The 16,693-nt window shown below is 70.8% G+C and carries 15 protein-coding genes; 7 read left to right on the forward strand and 8 right to left on the reverse strand.

Annotated elements, in window-relative coordinates:
* Nucleotides 1–24 precede the first annotated feature (24 nt).
* Nucleotides 25–1,116 (reverse strand): LacI family DNA-binding transcriptional regulator, encoded by a 1,092-nt coding sequence (locus AB0I79_RS08970; RefSeq protein WP_357869057.1) that lies wholly within the window; start codon nucleotides 1,114–1,116, stop codon nucleotides 25–27.
* Nucleotides 1,117–1,318: 202 nt separating this feature from the next.
* On the opposite strand from AB0I79_RS08970, the gene ugpC reads away from it, so the two are divergent.
* Nucleotides 1,319–2,533: a sn-glycerol-3-phosphate ABC transporter ATP-binding protein UgpC gene (ugpC, locus tag AB0I79_RS08975; protein ID WP_357869059.1), complete on the forward strand. Its 1,215-nt coding sequence runs from the start codon at nucleotides 1,319–1,321 to the stop codon at nucleotides 2,531–2,533.
* A gap of 123 nt (nucleotides 2,534–2,656) precedes the next feature.
* On the opposite strand, the gene AB0I79_RS08980 is transcribed toward ugpC, so the two are convergent.
* Nucleotides 2,657–3,403, reverse strand: a complete 747-nt coding sequence (locus AB0I79_RS08980) for an SDR family oxidoreductase (protein ID WP_357869062.1) — start codon at nucleotides 3,401–3,403, stop codon at nucleotides 2,657–2,659.
* Between the two features lie 26 nt (nucleotides 3,404–3,429).
* Between AB0I79_RS08980 and AB0I79_RS08985 the strand changes: the two genes are divergently transcribed.
* Nucleotides 3,430–4,602, forward strand: a complete 1,173-nt coding sequence (locus AB0I79_RS08985; RefSeq protein WP_357869065.1) for a PQQ-dependent sugar dehydrogenase — start codon at nucleotides 3,430–3,432, stop codon at nucleotides 4,600–4,602.
* Here AB0I79_RS08985 and AB0I79_RS08990 read toward each other — a convergent pair.
* Nucleotides 4,562–4,897, reverse strand: coding sequence for a carboxymuconolactone decarboxylase family protein (locus AB0I79_RS08990; protein WP_357869067.1), 336 nt, complete (start codon nucleotides 4,895–4,897; stop codon nucleotides 4,562–4,564). The genes AB0I79_RS08985 and AB0I79_RS08990 overlap by 41 nt on opposite strands.
* A 249-nt stretch (nucleotides 4,898–5,146) precedes the next feature.
* Here AB0I79_RS08990 and AB0I79_RS08995 point away from each other — a divergent pair, with 249 nt between their 5' ends.
* Together AB0I79_RS08995 and AB0I79_RS09000 are read left to right on the forward strand one after the other, a co-directional pair.
* Nucleotides 5,147–5,824: a hypothetical protein gene (locus tag AB0I79_RS08995; protein ID WP_357869070.1), complete on the forward strand. Its 678-nt coding sequence runs from the start codon at nucleotides 5,147–5,149 to the stop codon at nucleotides 5,822–5,824.
* 76 nt (nucleotides 5,825–5,900) lie between these two features.
* Nucleotides 5,901–9,074: an AAA family ATPase gene (locus AB0I79_RS09000; protein WP_357869073.1), complete on the forward strand. Its 3,174-nt coding sequence runs from the start codon at nucleotides 5,901–5,903 to the stop codon at nucleotides 9,072–9,074.
* A 61-nt stretch (nucleotides 9,075–9,135) separates the two neighbouring features.
* Here AB0I79_RS09000 and AB0I79_RS09005 read toward each other — a convergent pair whose 3' ends face one another.
* Complete coding sequence (locus AB0I79_RS09005) at nucleotides 9,136–10,308, reverse strand: TerC family protein (RefSeq protein WP_357869076.1); 1,173 nt, start codon at nucleotides 10,306–10,308, stop codon at nucleotides 9,136–9,138.
* A 108-nt stretch (nucleotides 10,309–10,416) separates the two neighbouring features.
* Here AB0I79_RS09005 and AB0I79_RS09010 point away from each other — a divergent pair, with 108 nt between their 5' ends.
* The 3 genes from AB0I79_RS09010 (at nucleotide 10,417) to glnII (ending at nucleotide 13,142) form a co-directional block, all read left to right on the forward strand.
* Nucleotides 10,417–11,508: an FAD-dependent oxidoreductase gene (locus AB0I79_RS09010; protein WP_357869079.1), complete on the forward strand. Its 1,092-nt coding sequence runs from the start codon at nucleotides 10,417–10,419 to the stop codon at nucleotides 11,506–11,508.
* Between the two features lie 31 nt (nucleotides 11,509–11,539).
* Nucleotides 11,540–12,010 (forward strand): hypothetical protein, encoded by a 471-nt coding sequence (locus AB0I79_RS09015; RefSeq protein ID WP_357869081.1) that lies wholly within the window; start codon nucleotides 11,540–11,542, stop codon nucleotides 12,008–12,010.
* Nucleotides 12,011–12,122: 112 nt separating this feature from the next.
* On the forward strand, nucleotides 12,123–13,142 hold the full coding sequence (gene glnII, locus AB0I79_RS09020) for a glutamine synthetase (protein ID WP_357869084.1): 1,020 nt from the start codon (nucleotides 12,123–12,125) through the stop codon (nucleotides 13,140–13,142).
* Between the two features lie 48 nt (nucleotides 13,143–13,190).
* Here the strand turns inward: glnII and AB0I79_RS09025 are convergent, their stop codons facing one another.
* From AB0I79_RS09025 to AB0I79_RS09040, 4 genes are all read right to left on the reverse strand, one after another.
* Entirely contained in the window at nucleotides 13,191–14,729 is a 1,539-nt protein-coding gene (locus tag AB0I79_RS09025; protein WP_357869086.1) for an aldehyde dehydrogenase family protein, read from the reverse strand.
* Nucleotides 14,730–14,761: 32 nt separating this feature from the next.
* Nucleotides 14,762–15,631 carry a UTP--glucose-1-phosphate uridylyltransferase gene (locus AB0I79_RS09030; protein WP_357869089.1) on the reverse strand — a complete coding sequence of 290 codons (870 nt, stop codon included), beginning with the start codon at nucleotides 15,629–15,631 and terminating at the stop codon, nucleotides 14,762–14,764.
* Between the two features lie 38 nt (nucleotides 15,632–15,669).
* Nucleotides 15,670–16,299: a phosphotransferase gene (locus AB0I79_RS09035; RefSeq protein WP_357869092.1), complete on the reverse strand. Its 630-nt coding sequence runs from the start codon at nucleotides 16,297–16,299 to the stop codon at nucleotides 15,670–15,672.
* 73 nt (nucleotides 16,300–16,372) lie between these two features.
* Nucleotides 16,373–16,645, reverse strand: a complete 273-nt coding sequence (locus AB0I79_RS09040) for a DUF1876 domain-containing protein (RefSeq protein WP_357869095.1) — start codon at nucleotides 16,643–16,645, stop codon at nucleotides 16,373–16,375.
* Between the last annotated feature and the right edge of the window lie 48 nt (nucleotides 16,646–16,693).

The following is a 16,693-nucleotide window of genomic DNA, read 5'->3' on the forward strand; positions in this document are numbered from 1 at the left end:
GCGGTCCGCGGGCGTCGGCCCCGGCTAGCGGCGCGGGCCGCAGCTCCCTCTGACGATGAGCTCCGTGGGCAGCACGATGGAGCGCGCCCTGCGGCCGGCCGACCGCAGTACCAGCTCGGCCGCCCGGTAACCCATGTCGCGGCCCGGCTGGGCGATCACGGTCAGGGGCGGCGAGCACAGCTCGGCCCAGGGCACGTCGTCGTACATCACGAGGGACACGTCGCGCGGCACCCGCAGGTCCAGCTCCCTGGCCGCCAGCACCGCGGCCTCGCCGAGCACGTTCCCCCCGGCGACCACCGCCGACAGGTCGGGGCGGCTCTGGAACAGGCCCGAGGCGGCGGCGTAGGCCGAGTCGCGGCTGCCCGTGCCGAACACGACCAGCTCCTCGTCCACCGGCGAGCCCACCGCCTCCCTGAACGCCGACACCCGCCGGTCGTGGCCGGGGCCGCCGAGGAAGGCGATGCGCTTGTGGCCCAGGCCGCGCAGGTAGCGGACCGCCGTGCGGATGCCCGCCCGGTCGTCGGCCAGCACGGACGGCAGCGACGGCGGCTCGGACGAGCGGCCGGGAGCGGGCAGGGGGGCGGGCGGCGGAGCGGCGATCCCGTCCAGGAGCATGAGGTCGCTGACGGTCGCGGCGGCGGGATCCTCCTCCTCGGGGGACGGCCGGGCAGGGAGGCGGTCGGCGAAGACCACCGTCATGCCCGCGCGGATCGCCGGGGCCCAGGTGTCCTCCTCGCCCGAGGGGACGGCGATGAGGCGGTCGACGCTCTGCTCCAGCAGCATGCCGATCAGCTCGGCCTCCTGCTCGGGGTCGCCGGCCGTGGAGCCGAGCACGACGGGTTCGCCGGCCGAGCGGGCGCAGGCGAGCACGCCCTCGGCGAGCTGCGCGTAGAAGGTGTCGGTCAGGTCGGGGACGAGCAGGCCCATGCCGCCGGTGCGGCGCTGGCGCAGGTTGCGGCCGAGCGCGCTGGGGCGGTAGTCGAGCTGGGCGGCCACGGCCAGGACCCGCTCCCTGGTCTGCGGGCTGGCCGAGCCGCCCGACAGCACCCGGGAGACGGTGGCGACGCCCACGCCGGCCGCCTCGGCCACATCCTTGATCGTCGCCCGCCTCTCCATGGAAACGATTCCATCATGGTTTCCGGGAAACTGGAAGTCGCCTGTGAGTACAAGGGCTGGTCATGCCGTAACCCTTGACACCGATGTCCGTTTCGGGTGAGATGCTTGAAAACGTATCCACGCCGAGTGGGGAGATTCGCTCCGTGCGGGCGAATCTGACGGGACCATCCGGGCCATCCGCCCTGGAGCGCGAAGGAATGTCATGGCATCCATCGTTCTGACGAACGTCGACAAGATCTACGCCGGTGGCGTGAAGGCCGTGAACGGGCTCAACCTTGAGATCAAGGATGGCGAGTTCATGGTGCTGGTCGGCCCGTCCGGTTGCGGTAAGTCGACCGCGCTCCGGATGATCGCGGGTCTGGAGGACATCAGCGGTGGCGAGATCGCCATCGGCGACAAGGTGGTCAACCACCTCCCGCCGAAGGACCGCGACATCGCGATGGTCTTCCAGAACTACGCGCTCTACCCGCACATGACGGTCGAGGAGAACCTCGCCTTCGGCCTCAAGCTTCGCAAGATGCCCAAGCCGGAGATCCAGAAGCGGGTCAACGAGGCCGCCAAGATGCTCGGCCTGGAGACCTACCTCAAGCGCAAGCCGGCCGCCCTGTCCGGTGGTCAGCGCCAGCGTGTCGCCATGGGCCGCGCCATCGTCCGTGAGCCGCAGGCCTTCCTCATGGACGAGCCGCTGTCCAACCTGGACGCCAAGCTCCGCGTCTCCATGCGCGCCTCGCTCAACCAGATGCACGAGCGCCTCGGCGTCACCACCGTCTACGTCACGCACGACCAGGTCGAGGCCATGACCCTCGGCGACCGCGTCTGCGTGCTGCGCGACGGTCTGCTGCAGCAGGTCGACACCCCGCAGAACCTGTTCGACAAGCCGGTCAACCTGTTCGTCGCCGGCTTCATGGGCTCGCCGTCGATGAACTTCGTGACCGCCGAGCTGGTCCGCGGCGACGGCGGCGCCGCCGTGACCTTCGCCGACATCAAGCTGTCGATCCCCGAGGCGACCTTCTCCGAGAAGCCGGGCCTCGACCAGTACATCGGCAAGAAGATCATCCTCGGCATCCGCCCCTCCGACTTCGAGGACGCCGCCTCCGCCGGCACCCACGCCAACGGTTGGGCCACGCTCCCGGTCAAGGCGGAGGTCACCGAGGAGCTGGGCTCCGAGATCAACGTGCTGTTCCTGATCGACGCCCCGCCGGTCGAGCACAAGGACACCGTCGCCGCCGCCGACGCGGGTGACGAAGAGGACGCCACGCTGCCGCTGTCGGGCGACAAGTCCCTGTGGACCGCCCGCGTCAACGCCCGCAGCCACGTGCGCCCCGGCCAGAGCATCGACCTGGTCGTCGACACGCACAACCTGCACTTCTTCGACCCGGCCTCCGGCCTGTCGATCGGCCACGAGGCCAACCGCTGACACCACATTCCCGGCCGCGGGCGTGAGCCCGCGACCGCCTGGGCCCCCACCGCGACCCCCTCCCGCGGCGGGGGCCCGTCCTTTTTCCCGTACGGGCCGTCCGCGGGCCTTCCCGTACGGCCGTCAGCGGCCGATCCGCTGCGACACCATGGCCTGCAGGCGGCGCGGCACGAGCCGGCCGATCGCCACGATGAGCTTGTACCGCAGGTCGGGCACCGAAACCCGCCTGCCCAGCGCCAGGTCGCGCATCGCCTCGCGCACCACGTCGTCGGCCTTCAGCCACAGGAACCAGGGGATGCCCGAGGCGTCCATCGAGGCCCGCTGGTGGAACTCGGTGCGGACGAAGCCGGGGCACAGCGCCATGACCCTGATGCGCGGGCCGACCGTGCTCGCGGCCGACTCGCTGAAGTTCACCACCCACGCCTTGGACGCGCTGTAGGTGCCCCGCGTGAAGAACGCCGCCACGGACGCGACGTTCACGATCGCGCCCCGCTCCCGCTCCCGCATGCCGGGCAGCGCCGCCAGCGTCAGCCGCAGCACGGCCTCGCAGTGCACCTTGAGCATGCGGACCTCGTTCTCGACCGGCACGTGCGGGAAGTTGCCCGCGTTGCCGAAACCGGCGTTGTTGACCAGCAGATCGACGCCCTCACGCAGCCTCGACTCGACCCTGGCCAGGCCCTCCTCGGTCGACAGGTCGGCGGGCAGCACCTCGACGCCCACGCCGTACCTGAGCTTGAGCTGGTCGGCGACCTTGGCGAGGCGGAGCTCGTCGCGCGCCACGAGGACGAGCGAGTAGGCCTCGGCGGCCAGGTGACGGGCGAAGGCGGCGCCGATGCCGGCCGTCGCGCCAGTGATCAGTGCGGTTGGCATGCCTGCACCTTAACGGTCATGGCAGGATGGGCAACGTGCGCCTCGTCATGGCCGGGATGCTCCTCATGGCCCTCACCGCATGCACGCCCGAGCAACCCGCCGGGTCGGCCACCCGCGCCCCCACGACCACCGCCCCCGCGCCCTCGCCGCGCACCGGCCTGCCCGAGCCGCAGACGAGCACGCCCGCGCCCGAGCGGGGCGAGCTGCGCTTCACCGAGATCGCCAAGCTGGAGCAGCCGGTGGCGTTCGCCGTGCGCGAGGGCGACGACCGGCTCTACGTGGCCGAGCAGACGGGCCGGCTGCGCACCACCGACGGCAGGACCGTGATCGACCTGTCCCGCGAGGTGAGCACGGGCAACGAGCAGGGGCTGCTCGGCGTCGCGTTCCACCCCACGGGCCGCTGGGTCTACCTCGACTGGACCGACGCGCAGGGCCACACCCACATCACCGAGTGGGCCTACGACGGCGAGCGCGCGACCGGCAGGCGCGACGTGCTCAAGCAGGACCAGCCGTTCGCCAACCACAACGGCGGCCAGCTCGCCTTCGGCCCCGACGGCTACCTCTACATCGCCTTCGGCGACGGCGGCAGCGCGGGCGACCCCGAGGGCAACGGCCAGGACCTGGGCACGCTGCTCGGCAAGATCGTGCGCATCGACCCGCGCGGCGACCCGTACGAGATCCCGAAGGACAACCCGTTCGCCGGCAGGCGGGGCGCGCGCGGCGAGATCTGGGCCTACGGCCTGCGCAACCCCTGGCGGTTCAGCTTCGACCGCGGCACCGGCGACCTGTGGATCGGCGACGTCGGGCAGAACGCGTGGGAGGAGGTCGACCACCAGCCCGCGAGCTCCAAGGGCGGCGAGAACTACGGCTGGAACCTGCGCGAGGGCAGGGCGCGCTTCCGCGACGGCCAGGCCCGCGACCTCGTCGAGCCGGTGATCGTCTACCCGCTGAACGAGGGCGGCAACTGCTCGGTGATCGCGGGGTACGTCTACCGCGGCGAGCGGATCCCCTGGCTGAAGGGGCAGTTCCTGTACGGCGACTTCTGCGCCGGATGGGTCAGGGCCGCGCCCGCGGATGACGTGGCGGACTCGGCCGAGGTCGGCCGGGTGGATCAGCTCTCGTCGTTCGGGGAGGGCCCCGACGGCGAGCTGTACGCGCTCAGCCTGCAGGGTCCGATCTATCGGATCGAGCCCGCCTGACCCGCTCGATCAGCGACTCCACCTGGTCGTTCAGCTTGGCGCCCCTGGCCCAGCCCGCGTAGTGGGTGAGGAAGACCGCCACCTCCCGCAGCTCGGCCTCGCTCAGCTCGCCGGCGCGCAGCGCCACGTCGAGCTGGACGTCGGTCATCTCGTGCAGCCCCTGGCCGACGAGCAGCCCGAGGAGGAGCAGGCGGCGCTCCCGCACCGTCAGCACCGACCGTGACCACAGGTCGGCGAACTGACGTTCGGCCGTGATGCCGAAGGAGTCCACGGTCTCCATCGCGGGTTCTGTCATGGTCCGCTCCAGGGGTGGTCGATAGGGATCCTCATATCTTTCGCTACTTACCGGGATGTACCAATGGGGGTTGCATGAACGTTGTAGCGGAGCGCTCGCAGCCCCTGCACGGACGCCGTTTTGGTCTGTAACAAGTAAAGCCAATGCTTGGCCAAGATTTGGTCAAGATTTCTCACCGCACGGCGAGCTGATTTCCCTCCAAAGCGGGCACAACAACTCCGTCGGTCCGTCATGCGGAGGTAAGCCCTGGTGAAAAAGACACGGGCTTTGATCGCGCTCATGGCCGCGGTCCTGATGCTGTCCGCCTGCGGACAGCCGGAGTTCACCTACGTACGCGACAAGAGCGGCACCACCTACTTCAGGGTGCCCGCCTCGTTCACGCAGCTCGACGCCCATCCCATCGAGCTGTACCTGTCCGGCGACCATCCCCGCTCGCAGGCCGCGCTGCTGCGGGCGCAGCGGGTCTGGTCGACGGCCTTCGACCAGTCAGCGGATCCATCGGTCAACCATCTCCTGGGCTCGACGGAGCCGTTCGTCTACGCCACCGTGCACCAGCTCACCGAGGAGCAACGGGACTCGATCTCCCTGAACAGGCTGCGCGACTTCATCCTTCCGGTGACCGAGGAGATGCGCACCGCCTACCTGCAGCAGGCGTTGGCCATGAACCAGCCGCCCATGTTCAACCGCTTCGAGCCCATCAGCGATGAGGTGCTGACCCTCGACGGCGGCGCCAGGGGAGTCCGCGTCCGCTTCAACTACCAGATCGGCAACGACGTCCAGACGTTCGACCACACCGCCATCCTCGACGAGAAGGGCGCCACGGTCTCCGTCATGCTCATCGGCTGCCAGTCGGTCTGCTTCGCGAAGCGCACCGCCGAGTTCGACAAGATCGCGAGTTCGTTCAAGCTGCTCCGGCTGCCCGGATGAGGGAGCATCATTGACCACCACGATTCACCATGAAGGGCTGCGCGCCCCCGGCAGCGGGCCCAATGATCCCGAATCCGTGACAAGGAAGAAGATGCAGCTCTGGGACCGGAGCAAGTTCCTCGTCGTCCTCGTGCTGGCCTACCTCGTCCTGACCTGGAAGGTGATGGCCGACTTCGAGGGCGTCATCTCCTTCCCCGAGGCCGCGCAGCAGATCGCGATCGCCTACCAGTGGATCTTCTGGCTGCTCGGCGCGGAGATCATCAGGCAGCTGCACTTCTTCGTCAGCGAGCACTGGTCGGGCTACCACCGCTTCTGGAGCCAGAAGGTCTTCGGCGGGTTCGAACGCTGGACGCACCGCCGCTTCGACGACTGGACGCGGTTCCGCCTGGCGCGGGCGCTCAAGATCGTGTTCTTCATCACGCTGATCGCCCTGGTGCTGGGGGCGGTGCTGGACGTCAGCCCGTTCACCGCGCTGCTCCAGGCGCCCGCGCTGCTCTGGCAGGCGCTGCCGTTCCTCCTGCAGATCGTCTTCCTGTTCTTCGTCATCATCATCCAGTTCGTGGGCCTGTTCTGGTTCCTGTCCAGGGGCGGCGTCGAGACGTACTTTCCCGACGACATCAAGACCCGCTTCCACGACGTGTGGGGCCAGGACCACGTGGTCGAGCGCGTCCAGGAGAACATCGTGTTCCTGGAGCGGCCCGACGAGATCGAGAAGCGCGGCGGGTACGTCCCCAGCGGCCTGCTGCTGTGGGGCCCGCCGGGAACCGGCAAGACCCTCATGGCCGAGGCCGTCGCCGGTGAGACCGGCAAGCCGTACGTGTTCGTGGATCCGGGCGCGTTCACGAACATGTTCATGGGCATCGGCATTCTCAAGGTCAAGTCGCTGTTCAGGAAGCTGCGCAAGCTGGCCCTGCGGTACGGCGGCGTGATCGTCTTCTTCGACGAGGCCGACTCGCTCGGCAAGCGCGGCAGGCTGGCCCAGCAGGGCCCGCCCGGACAGGGCGGCGGCTTCGCCGGCCACTCCGGCCTCGACGGCTGCCACGGCATGAACTACCTGTCCGAGGCCACCCGCCAGGTGCTCGCCTTCAAGGGCGGGCGCCACGCCGAGGAGGAGCCGGGGCTGCGCGACCGCTTCTTCATGGGCGGGGGCATGATGAACAGCGGCGACCCCGGCACGCTGCAGGCGCTGCTCACCGAGCTGTCCGGGCTCAAGAAGCCGCGCGGGTTCTTCAACCGGCTGGTGCGCCGGCTGCTCGGCATGCGGCCCAAGCCGCCGCCCAAGTACCGCATCCTCGTCATGATGGCCACCAACCGGCCCGACGCGCTGGACGAGGCGCTGCTGCGGCCGGGCCGCATCGACCGCATCTACAAGGTCGGCTACCCGTCCAAGGCCGGGCGGGTGCGCACCTACCAGGGCTACTTCGACAAGGTCGAGCACGAGCTCACCCCCGAGCAGATCGACAAGCTGGCCACGATCACCCCGTACGCCACCGGCGCCACCATCAAGGACCTGGTCAACGAGTCGCTCATCACCGCCATCAGGGACGGCCGCGAGGTCATCACCTGGTCGGACGTGCTGCGCGCCAAGCGGCTCAAGCAGCTCGGCCCGCCCGAGGACGTCGAGTACATCGAGCGCGAGCGGCACGCCGTGGCCGTGCACGAGGCCTGCCACGCCGTCGTCGCCTACGTCACCCGCTTCCACCTCGAGATCGACATCGCCACCATCGAGAAGGGCGCCGACTACCTGGGCATGGTCGCCTCGATCAAGCCCGAGGACCAGTTCACCCGGTGGAAGTCCGAGCACGAGGCGGACATCATGGTCTCCCTGGCCTCGCTGGCGGGCGAGCGCATGTTCTTCGGCGAGGACAACTCCTCGGGTGTCTCCGGCGACCTGTACTCCGCCACGTACCTGACGGCGATGATGGAGTCGTACTGGGGCATGGGCTCGGGCGTCACGTCGCTGCCCGCGCTCCAGGAGCTGGAGATCATGGGCGGCAAGGCCGTGCGCAAGCCCGGTGGCGGCGGCACCATCGGCATCACCGACAGGGAGCCGAGCAGGAACCAGCCCGACATGACGCCCGACGTGCTGGGCGAGCGCATCGAGTTCAACCTGGTGCGGCTGCTGGAGAAGACCGAGGAGCTGCTGCAGGAGCACCGCAGGCAGGTGCTCTGCCTGGCGCACGCGCTGGAGACGCACAAGACGCTCAACGGCGACGACGTGGTCGCCATCATCCGCGGAGAGCCGGGGCCGCTGCTCGACGGCAGCATCTACGCCTCCGACGAGCTCTACCAGGAGCTGGAGGACTACCACCGGGACGCGGTCAGGGCGCACAAGGAGCACAGCCGGATCGACCGCGAGCTGCCCGGGCACCAGGAGCCGGTCGAGGCGGTGCCGGCCGCCTTCGGCGGCGCTCCCGGCGCCGTGATCGTCCAGACCGCGCCGACGGGGCTCCAGGCTCCTGGGCTCGGTTCGCCGCCTGTGCTGCAGGCACCCGGGCCCGGTTCGGCGGCGGTGGCCCAGGCGCCCCCGCCGTCGCCTGCGGGCGCGCCTCTTCCCCTGACCCCGCCCGTGGGGCCGCCCGTGCCGCTCGCGCAGCAACCGCCTGTCACCTCCGTGCCGCCTGTCACCTTCGGGCCGCCCGCGCCCTCGGGCCCGCCCGCGCCTTTTGGCCCGCCCGCGGCCTCGGGCTCGGCTGTCGCTTCGGGCTCGGCTGCCGTTTCGGGCCAGGTCGCTGCCTCGGGCTTGCCCGCCGAGCAGTCCGATCGGCCGGAGTTCGTGCCCTGGGCCGGCCCCGCCCAGCCGCCGGCGCCGGCGGAGCCGCCGGTGTCCGTCGTCGTGGGCGCCCCCGCCCCCGCCTCCGCCGCCGCGCCGCCTGCGCCGCGGCGGGCCGTGGGCCGGATCTGGCTGGTCATCGCCAGCCTGCTCGGGCTCGTGGTGCTGTCGATCATCGCGGCGCTCGCGGTGACGGGCACGCTGGCGGGCGGTAACGGCAACGGCTCCGGGTCCGCGGCGTCCGGCGTGGCCTCGCCGGGGCTGCTGCTCCTGCTGTTCGTCGTGGTCGTCGCGGGGATCGTGGGCGCGGGGCTGGCGTTCGTCGCGATCAAGGGCATCCGCACGGCGCAGGCCAAGGCGGAGCACGAACGCGACCAGGCCCACGCCCGCGCCCAGCTCCTGGCCGCGGCCATGGACCCGGACACGGCCATGCGGCTGCTCGGCTACGACGGCAACGGCACCGACCGCCGTACCTGACCGGAAGGCCGCGTGCGGGCCGGGGCGTTCCAGCGAGCGCCCCGGCCCGCTCGTGCCCGCCTCACTCGCGGTCGTGCTCCTCGTGGGCGCGGCGCAGCAGCGCCATCAGCTTGTCCTCATCGCGGATCTGCCTCCTGAACTTCTCCGGCAGCCGCCTGAGCTGCTCCTCCCCGGCCAGCAGCTTGGCGAAGAGCTCCGCGCGCAGCTCGGGGTCGTGCTCGACGTCCAGATACTGCTGGGCGTGCCGGCGCACCGTCGACACCGTGTTCTGCGCCCGGCCCCTGGCGCTGGCCAGCGAGGCCACCACCGTGACCGCCAGCACGCCGATGATCACCGACAGGGACAGGCCCGTGCTGATCTCCATCACCGGCACCGGCTCGCCGTCGTTGACGAACGGCACGTTGTTCTCGTGCAGCGCGTGCAGGACCAGCTTCACCCCGATGAAGGCGAGGATGAAGGCCAGGCCGTAGGAGAGGTAGATCAGCCGGTCCAGCAGCCCGTCGATGAGGAAGTAGAGCTGCCGCAGCCCCAGCAGGGAGAACGCGGTGGCGGTGAAGACGAGGTAGACGTTCTGGGTGAGGCCGAAGATGGCCGGGATCGAGTCCAGCGCGAACAGGATGTCGGTCCCGCCGATGGCGATCATGACGAGCAACATGGGCGTCATGACCCGCCTGCCGTCCTGGACGGTGAACAGCTTGTCGCCGTCATAGGTGTCACTGGTGCGCAGCAGCCGCTGGGCCACGCGCACCATGAGGTTGTCGGGGGAGTGGCTCTCCTCGCCCTCCGGCTTGAGCAGGTTGCCCGCCGTGAGCAGCAGGATGAGCCCGAACAGGTAGAACACCCAGGAGAACATGTTGATCAGGGCCGCGCCGACCAGGATGAACCCGCTCCTGGCCAGCAGCGAGAAGGCGATGCCGAACAGCAGCGCCTTCTGCTGGTCGGCGCGCGGCACCTTGAAGCTCGACATGATGACGAGGAAGACGAAGAGGTTGTCGACCGACAGCGCCTTCTCGGTCACGTAACCGGCGAAGTACTCCGCCCCGGGGTCCGAGCCGCCGAAGATCCAGACCCCGGCGCCGAACAGCAGGGCGATGCCCACGTACAGGGCCGACCAGATCGACGCCTCGCGCAGCGTGGGCACGTGCGACTTGCGGACGTGGAAGAAGAAGTCGAACAGCAGCAGCCCGACGATCCCCAGGATCGTCAGCCACCACACCGCGGCGGAAACGTGCACCAAGGCTCCCTGTGCCGGCCGTCGTGGGGGAGGCGACTGCGGACGCGTGTCGTCGCAGGTGGTACCCGGTGGGCCGGAGCTCATGCGCCGTACGGTAGGAAGGAGATCATGCATGTGATCGTCATCGGCGGCGGCATCGCCGGCGCGAGCGCCGCCTTCGCGCTGGCCCGCAGGGGCGCGGCCGTCACGGTCGTCGACTCCGGCGAGGCCGGGCAGGCCACGGCGGCCAGCGCCGGCATCATCGCGCCGTGGGCCTCCGCCGTGGAGGGGCCCTTCTACGACCTGTACGCGGCCGGCGCCGCCTACTACCCCGAGGTCATCGGGCTGCTGGCCGAGGCGGGCGTGGAGCGTACCGACTACCGCCGCACCGGCGAGCTGCTCGTGCACGAGGACCCGGCGCGGCTGGACGAGGCGCAGGCCCTGGTCGAGGCGCGCGCCCGCGACGCCGGCGGGATCGTCGGCGAGGTGCGGCGCATCGGCAACGACGAGGTACGCGCCCTGTTCCCGGTGCTGGCCGACACCCTGGAGGGCGTGTTCGTCCCCGGCGGCGGCCGGGTGGACGGGCGCACCATGCGCGACGCGCTGCTCCAGGGCGCGGTGCACCACGGAGCCCGGCAGGTGCGCGGGCGGGCCAGGCTGCGCCCCCAGGGCCCGCCCCTGGTGGAGGTGGACTCCGGCGTGCTGGAGGCCGACGCCGTGCTGGTGGCCTCCGGCGCCTGGGCCAACGAGCTGCTGGAACCCCGCGGCCTGCGCCTGGCGGTCGAGCCGCAGCGCGGCCAGATCACCCACCTGCGCCTCGACGGCGTCGACACCAGCGGCTGGCCGTCGGTGCACCCGCTGTCGCACCACTACATGGTGGCCTTCGACGACTCGCGGGTGGCGGTGGGGGCGACCAGGGAGACGGGCAGCGGGTTCGACGCGCGGGTGACGGCGCGCGGGCAGTGGCAGGTGCTGTCCGACGCGTTGCGGATCGCGCCGGGGCTGGCGGACGCGACGCTCATCGAGACGCGGGTCGGGCTGCGGCCGCTGCCGTCGGAGCAGGTGCCGATCGCCGGGCCGCTGCCGGGCGAGGACGGGCTGCACGTGGTGACGGGGTTCGGCGCGGCGGGGCTGACGATGGCGCCGTTCACGGGGGACGCGCTGGCCCGCTCGATCCTGGACGGGACGACGGTGCCGGAGCTGGCCCCCTTCGCCCCCTGAACCGGGCACGGCCGCCGCACGTCTTACGGGTGTGCTCAGACTCACCCTCCTCCTGCTCGCCTGCCTGACCGCCTGCTCGTACGGCCAGGCGCCCTGCACGGTGAGAGCCGGCCTGGAGGGCGTCCACGTCGAGGTGGACCAGGCGGTCGCGGCTCGCGCCGGTCACCTGGCGATGGAGGTCTGCTGGGACGGCGCGTGCAGGCGATCGAGCGGCGAGCTGATGCCGTCCACGCGGGTGACCGGGCATACCTGCGAGGGCGAGGCCTGCTCGGCGACGGCGGTGCGCACGGGCGGCAAGTTCGGGTTCGGCACGATCAGCGGGCTGCCGAAGCGGCCGGTCGAGGTACGGCTGACGCTCGGCGACGGCGGCTCCGAGCCGGTGCTGACCCGTACGATCAGGGTGACGCCGAGGGCCACCTTCCCCAACGGGCCCGACTGCGGGGAAGGCGCTCCCCAGGTGACGCTCACAGTCGCGGCCGACGGAACCGTGCGGGAGCGGTGACCTCAGCGAGGTAAAACGTTCCGCTTAACACGGCGTTCACATTCGGGCAAAAACCGGGAAACGGCCATCCATAAGACTCGGCGTGGCTGAGAAAAACCCCGAAAGGACCGCCGTGAGCTACAAGGCTGAGTACATCTGGATCGACGGCACCGAGCCCACGGCTCTGCTGCGCTCGAAGACCAAGATCCTTGCCGACGGATCCGAGCCTCCGGTCTGGGGCTTCGACGGCTCCAGCACCAACCAGGCCGAGGGTCACTCGTCGGACCGCGTGCTCCGCCCCGTGTTCGTCTGCCCCGACCCGATCCGCGGCGGCGACAACAAGCTGGTCCTGTGCGAGGTCGAGGAGATCAACGGCGACCCGCACGTCAGCAACACCCGCGCCCTGCTGCGCCCGATCGCCGAGCAGTACGCCGCCCAGGAGTCCTGGTTCGGCATCGAGCAGGAGTACACCTTCTTCAAGGGCAGCCGTCCCCTGGGCTTCCCCGAGGGCGGCTTCCCCGCCCCGCAGGGCCACTACTACTGCGGTGTCGGCGCCGAGGCCGTGTTCGGCCGCGAGATCGTCGAGCTGCACCTCGACCGCTGCCTCGCCGCCGGCCTCGCGATCTCCGGCATCAACGCCGAGGTCATGCCCGGCCAGTGGGAGTTCCAGATCGGCCCGGCGGGCCCGCTCGAGGTCTCCGACCACATGTGGGTCGCCCGCTACCTGCTCTACCGGACCGCCGAGGAGTACGGCGTCGAGGCCACCCTCGACCCCAAGCCCGCCCGTGGCGACTGGAACGGCGCCGGCGCGCACACCAACTTCTCCACCAAGGCCATGCGCGAGAGCTACGAGGCCATCATCACCGCCTGCGAAGCGCTCGGCGAGGGTGACAAGCCGATGGAGCACGTCACCCAGTACGGCGCCGACATCGAGCTGCGCCTCACCGGCCACCACGAGACCGCCCCGTGGAACAAGTACAGCTACGGCGTCTCCAACCGCGGCGCCTCCGTGCGTATCCCGTGGCAGGTCGAGGTGGACAAGAAGGGTTACATCGAGGACCGCCGCCCGAACGCCAACGTGGACCCGTACGTGGTCACCCGCCTGCTGGTGAACACCTGCTGCGCCGCCCTGGAGAAGGTCGGCCAGGTCTGATCGTCCCGCAGCGGGAGCGGGGCCCTTCGTGAGAGGGCCCCGCTTCGCTCATGCCAGGCGGAAGTCCAGGTCGGGGACGATGTCCGCCACGTCCATCTGCGCCTTCTGCAGGCGCCCCGAGTGGTCCCAGTTCATCGCCTGCCAGCGGGTGAACTGGTCGAGCACCCACATGCCCGACTGGCGGCTGCCGTTGCCCGACTTGCCGTTGCCGCCGAACGGCAGGTGCGCCTCGGCGCCCGAGGTGGAGTTGTTGACGCTGACCATGCCCGCCGAGATGCCCTCCCTGAAGCGGAAAGCGTGCTGCGGGTTCGTGGTGTAGATGGAGCTCGACAGGCCGTAACCGGGCAGGTTGGCCAGGTCGAGCGCCTCCCGCATGGTGGAGAACGCGGTCACGCCCACGATCGGGCCGAACGTCTCCTCCATGAACAGCCGGTCTCCGGGGCGCACGCCGTCGACCACGACCGGGTGGTAGTAGAGCCCGTCGCCGCCGTCGAAGTCGCCGCGCGGGTTGTCCTGCGTGATCCGGCCGGTCGCCCCGGTGACGACCCGGTGGTGCGGCTCGATCCAGGTCAGGTACTCCTCGTACCGCTCGGCGAACTTGTGGTCCAGCAGCGGCCCCGCCAGCACGTCCTGGCCCGGGTCGCCGATCCTGGCCGAGCCGACCGCCCGCGCGAACCGCTCCACGAACGCCTCGTGCACGCTCTCGTGCACGATCACCGTGCCCAGGCTGGTGCAGCGCTGGCCGGCGGTGCCGAAGCCGGAGAACAACGCGCCCTCGACGGCGAGGTCGAGATCGGCGTCCGGCATGATCACCATCGGGTTCTTGCCGCCCAGCTCCAGGCAGGCGGACTGCAGGTGGCGGCCCGTCAGCTCGCCGATCTTCCTGCCCACCTCGCTGGAGCCGGTGAAGCCCACCTTCTGCACCGTGCCCTCGCCGAGCGCCCGCTCCAGGCCGCTGAAGGTGTCGGCGCCGCCGGCGAAGACGACGTTCAGCACGCCGTCGGGCAGGCCCGCCGCCGTGAACAGCCGGAACAGGGCGTGCGCGGAGGCGGCGGCGTACTCGGCGGGCTTCCACACCACGGCGTTGCCGCACAGCAGCGCCGGGACGAGGTACCACGACGGGACGGCCACCGGGAAGTTGCCCGCCGTCACCACCGCCGCCACGCCGATCGGGTTCCTGAACGTGAACAGGTTCTTGTCCGGCATCTCCGACGGGACCGTCTGCCCGTACAGCCTGCGGCCCTCGCCCAGGAAGAAGTCGCAGGTGTCCACGATCTCCCTGACCTCGCCCAGCGCCTCGGCGTACGGCTTGCCGATCTCCTCGGTCACCAGCCTGGCCAGCCGCTCGGTGTTGGCCTCCACCAACCGCCCGATCGAGGCGATCACCCGGCCGCGCACCGGCGCGGGCACCTTCGCCCACTCGCGCTGCGCCTCCTTGGCGGTGCGGCAGGCCGCGGCGAACGTCTCCGCGTCCGCCAGGCCGACCCGCGCCACGACCTCGCCCGTGCGGGCGGGGTTGATCGACTCGTACGTGCTCGCGGCCTGCGCGTCCTTGCCGCCCACGATGGAAACGATTTGTCGGCTCACCGGTGCCCTCCTCGTAAGTTCTTTCGTAGACGCTAGCTCTCCCGCGCCAGTTTGCGCAGCTCCGGCCCGTAGACCGGATCGGCCAGCGCCGCGGCGAACTGCGCCCGCAGATAGTTGAGCGGCGAGCCGGTGTCCCACCAGGTGCCGTCGATGACCTGGCCGTACACCGGGTTGGCCGCGGCGTGGCGGTGCAGGGCGTCGGTGAGGTAGATCTCGCCCTCGGGACGCTCGTGCCAGCGGCGCGTGGCGGCCTCCAGCTCGGCGACCACCCCGGGGGTGACGACGTAACCGCCGATGGCGGCGTACTGGGAGGGTGCCTCCTCCGGGCGCGGCTTCTCCACCAGCCCCGAGATGCGCAGACGGCCGCCGCCGAGGTCCTCCTCGACGATCGGCACGCCGTAGCGGGCGGCGTCCTCGACCGCCATCGGCATCAGGGCCAGCACCGGGGCGCGCGTGGCGGCGTAGGCGGCCTTGAGCTGCCTGGCGCGGGGCACCTCGGCCACGAACACGTCGTCGGCCCACAACACCATGAACGGCTCGTCGCCGATGACCCGCGCGGCGTTCAGCACCGGCGTGCCGTTGCCGTACGGGCCGCGCTGGTACAGGTACGTGATGTGGGCCAGCGACGACAGCTCCGCCACCGCGTCCGCCAGGTCGTCCTTGCCGGACGCGCGCAGCTCCCGCTCCAGGTCGCCGTCAGGGGCGAAGTGCCGCTGGACGAGCTCCTTGCGGGCCGACGTCACGATGGTGATCTCGTCGATGCCGGAGTCCACGAGCTCGCGGATGGTGTGCTCGATGACCGGCTTGTCGCCGATCGGCAGCATCTCCTTGGGCAGCGCCTTCGTCAGGGGCAGCAACCGGGTGCCCAGCCCGGCCACCGGGATCACGGCCTTGCGGATCATGGGTCTCTCCTTGTGCGGTCGGCGCGACGGGACGGACGTTACCCCAGGGGCCGGTCCTTGATCCTGCCGGCCGGCACCTGGCCGATCACGTACCTGGCGTTGGCCGCGATCCCCGGGTTGGTGTGCAGGTAGGAGGGGAGCTGGATGAGCGCCATCGACAGCGCCCAGCCCCTGCCGCGCGCCCACGTCGCGTCGTCGGCGTCGAGCGCGGCGCGGAAGACCTCGGGGGAGGCGGGGGTGAGCAGGTTCCAGGCCGGGATCAGGCCGACGGCGGGATCGCCCACGCCCATGGTCGCGAAGTCGATCACCCCGGTGAGCCGCCCGTCCCGGACCAGGAGGTTGCCCGGCATGAGGTCGGAGTACACCCGCCCGGCAGGTCGATCCGCCGGAACGCCGCGACGAGGCCGGCCAGCTCCTCGGCGAGCACGCCGTCCTCGTGACCCTCGCGCGGGTTCTCGCCGTCGATCCACCGGCTGACCGACCGGTAGACCGCGTTGACCGTCCCGGAGGAGGGGAACGGCTCGACGGGCAGATCCGCCCAGTGCGGGAACTGCGCGGCCAGCAGGCGGCGTACCAGAGAAACGTCGATTTCCGCCTCGTCGGCGGGCATCTTGCCCATGAAGGGTCAATGGTAGGTTCAGCCGGCCGTGTGCCGCAGCACCGGCCACTGGGCGACCGCGCCGCCGGGCGGGGCGCCCGCGAGGTGGGCGGCGCGCGCGCCGTACGCGTCGAGCACCGTGATCACCACGAGCGGGTGGGAGGCGGGGATTCCGCGGCCGATTCCGAAATGTCGTGATTTGCGATGACCGCCAGGTGATGTGCCAGGTCGGCCAGCGCGCGCGAGGCGGCCAGCTCGTCCCCGATCACCGGCTTCGACGGGTCCGCCGGGTTGCGGCGCGCCCGGCCGGTCCCGGTCACCTGCTCGCCTTTCGCGGTGGTCAGCGTCGCCTGCGCCGAGGTGTCGTCACCGGCCTCGGTGAGCGAGATGCGCACGGTCCATTCCTTGGTGTCCATGTCCCGCCCCTTACCGGCAGGCCGCCGGTAAACCTGGCGATCAGCCGG

It is taken from the genome of Nonomuraea sp. NPDC050202, from assembly GCF_040656115.1.
In the GTDB taxonomy this organism is placed as follows: domain Bacteria; phylum Actinomycetota; class Actinomycetes; order Streptosporangiales; family Streptosporangiaceae; genus Nonomuraea.

Coding starts and splice junctions, on each gene's coding strand:
- AB0I79_RS08970 (WP_357869057.1), bottom strand. CDS start 1,116: ATGGAGAGGCGGGCGACGATCAAGGATGTGGCCGAGGCGGCCGGCGTG.
- ugpC (WP_357869059.1), top strand. CDS start 1,319: ATGGCATCCATCGTTCTGACGAACGTCGACAAGATCTACGCCGGTGGC.
- AB0I79_RS08980 (WP_357869062.1), bottom strand. CDS start 3,403: ATGCCAACCGCACTGATCACTGGCGCGACGGCCGGCATCGGCGCCGCC.
- AB0I79_RS08985 (WP_357869065.1), top strand. CDS start 3,430: ATGGGCAACGTGCGCCTCGTCATGGCCGGGATGCTCCTCATGGCCCTC.
- AB0I79_RS08990 (WP_357869067.1), bottom strand. CDS start 4,897: ATGACAGAACCCGCGATGGAGACCGTGGACTCCTTCGGCATCACGGCC.
- AB0I79_RS09010 (WP_357869079.1), top strand. CDS start 10,417: ATGCATGTGATCGTCATCGGCGGCGGCATCGCCGGCGCGAGCGCCGCC.
- AB0I79_RS09030 (WP_357869089.1), bottom strand. CDS start 15,631: ATGATCCGCAAGGCCGTGATCCCGGTGGCCGGGCTGGGCACCCGGTTG.
- AB0I79_RS09040 (WP_357869095.1), bottom strand. CDS start 16,645: ATGGACACCAAGGAATGGACCGTGCGCATCTCGCTCACCGAGGCCGGT.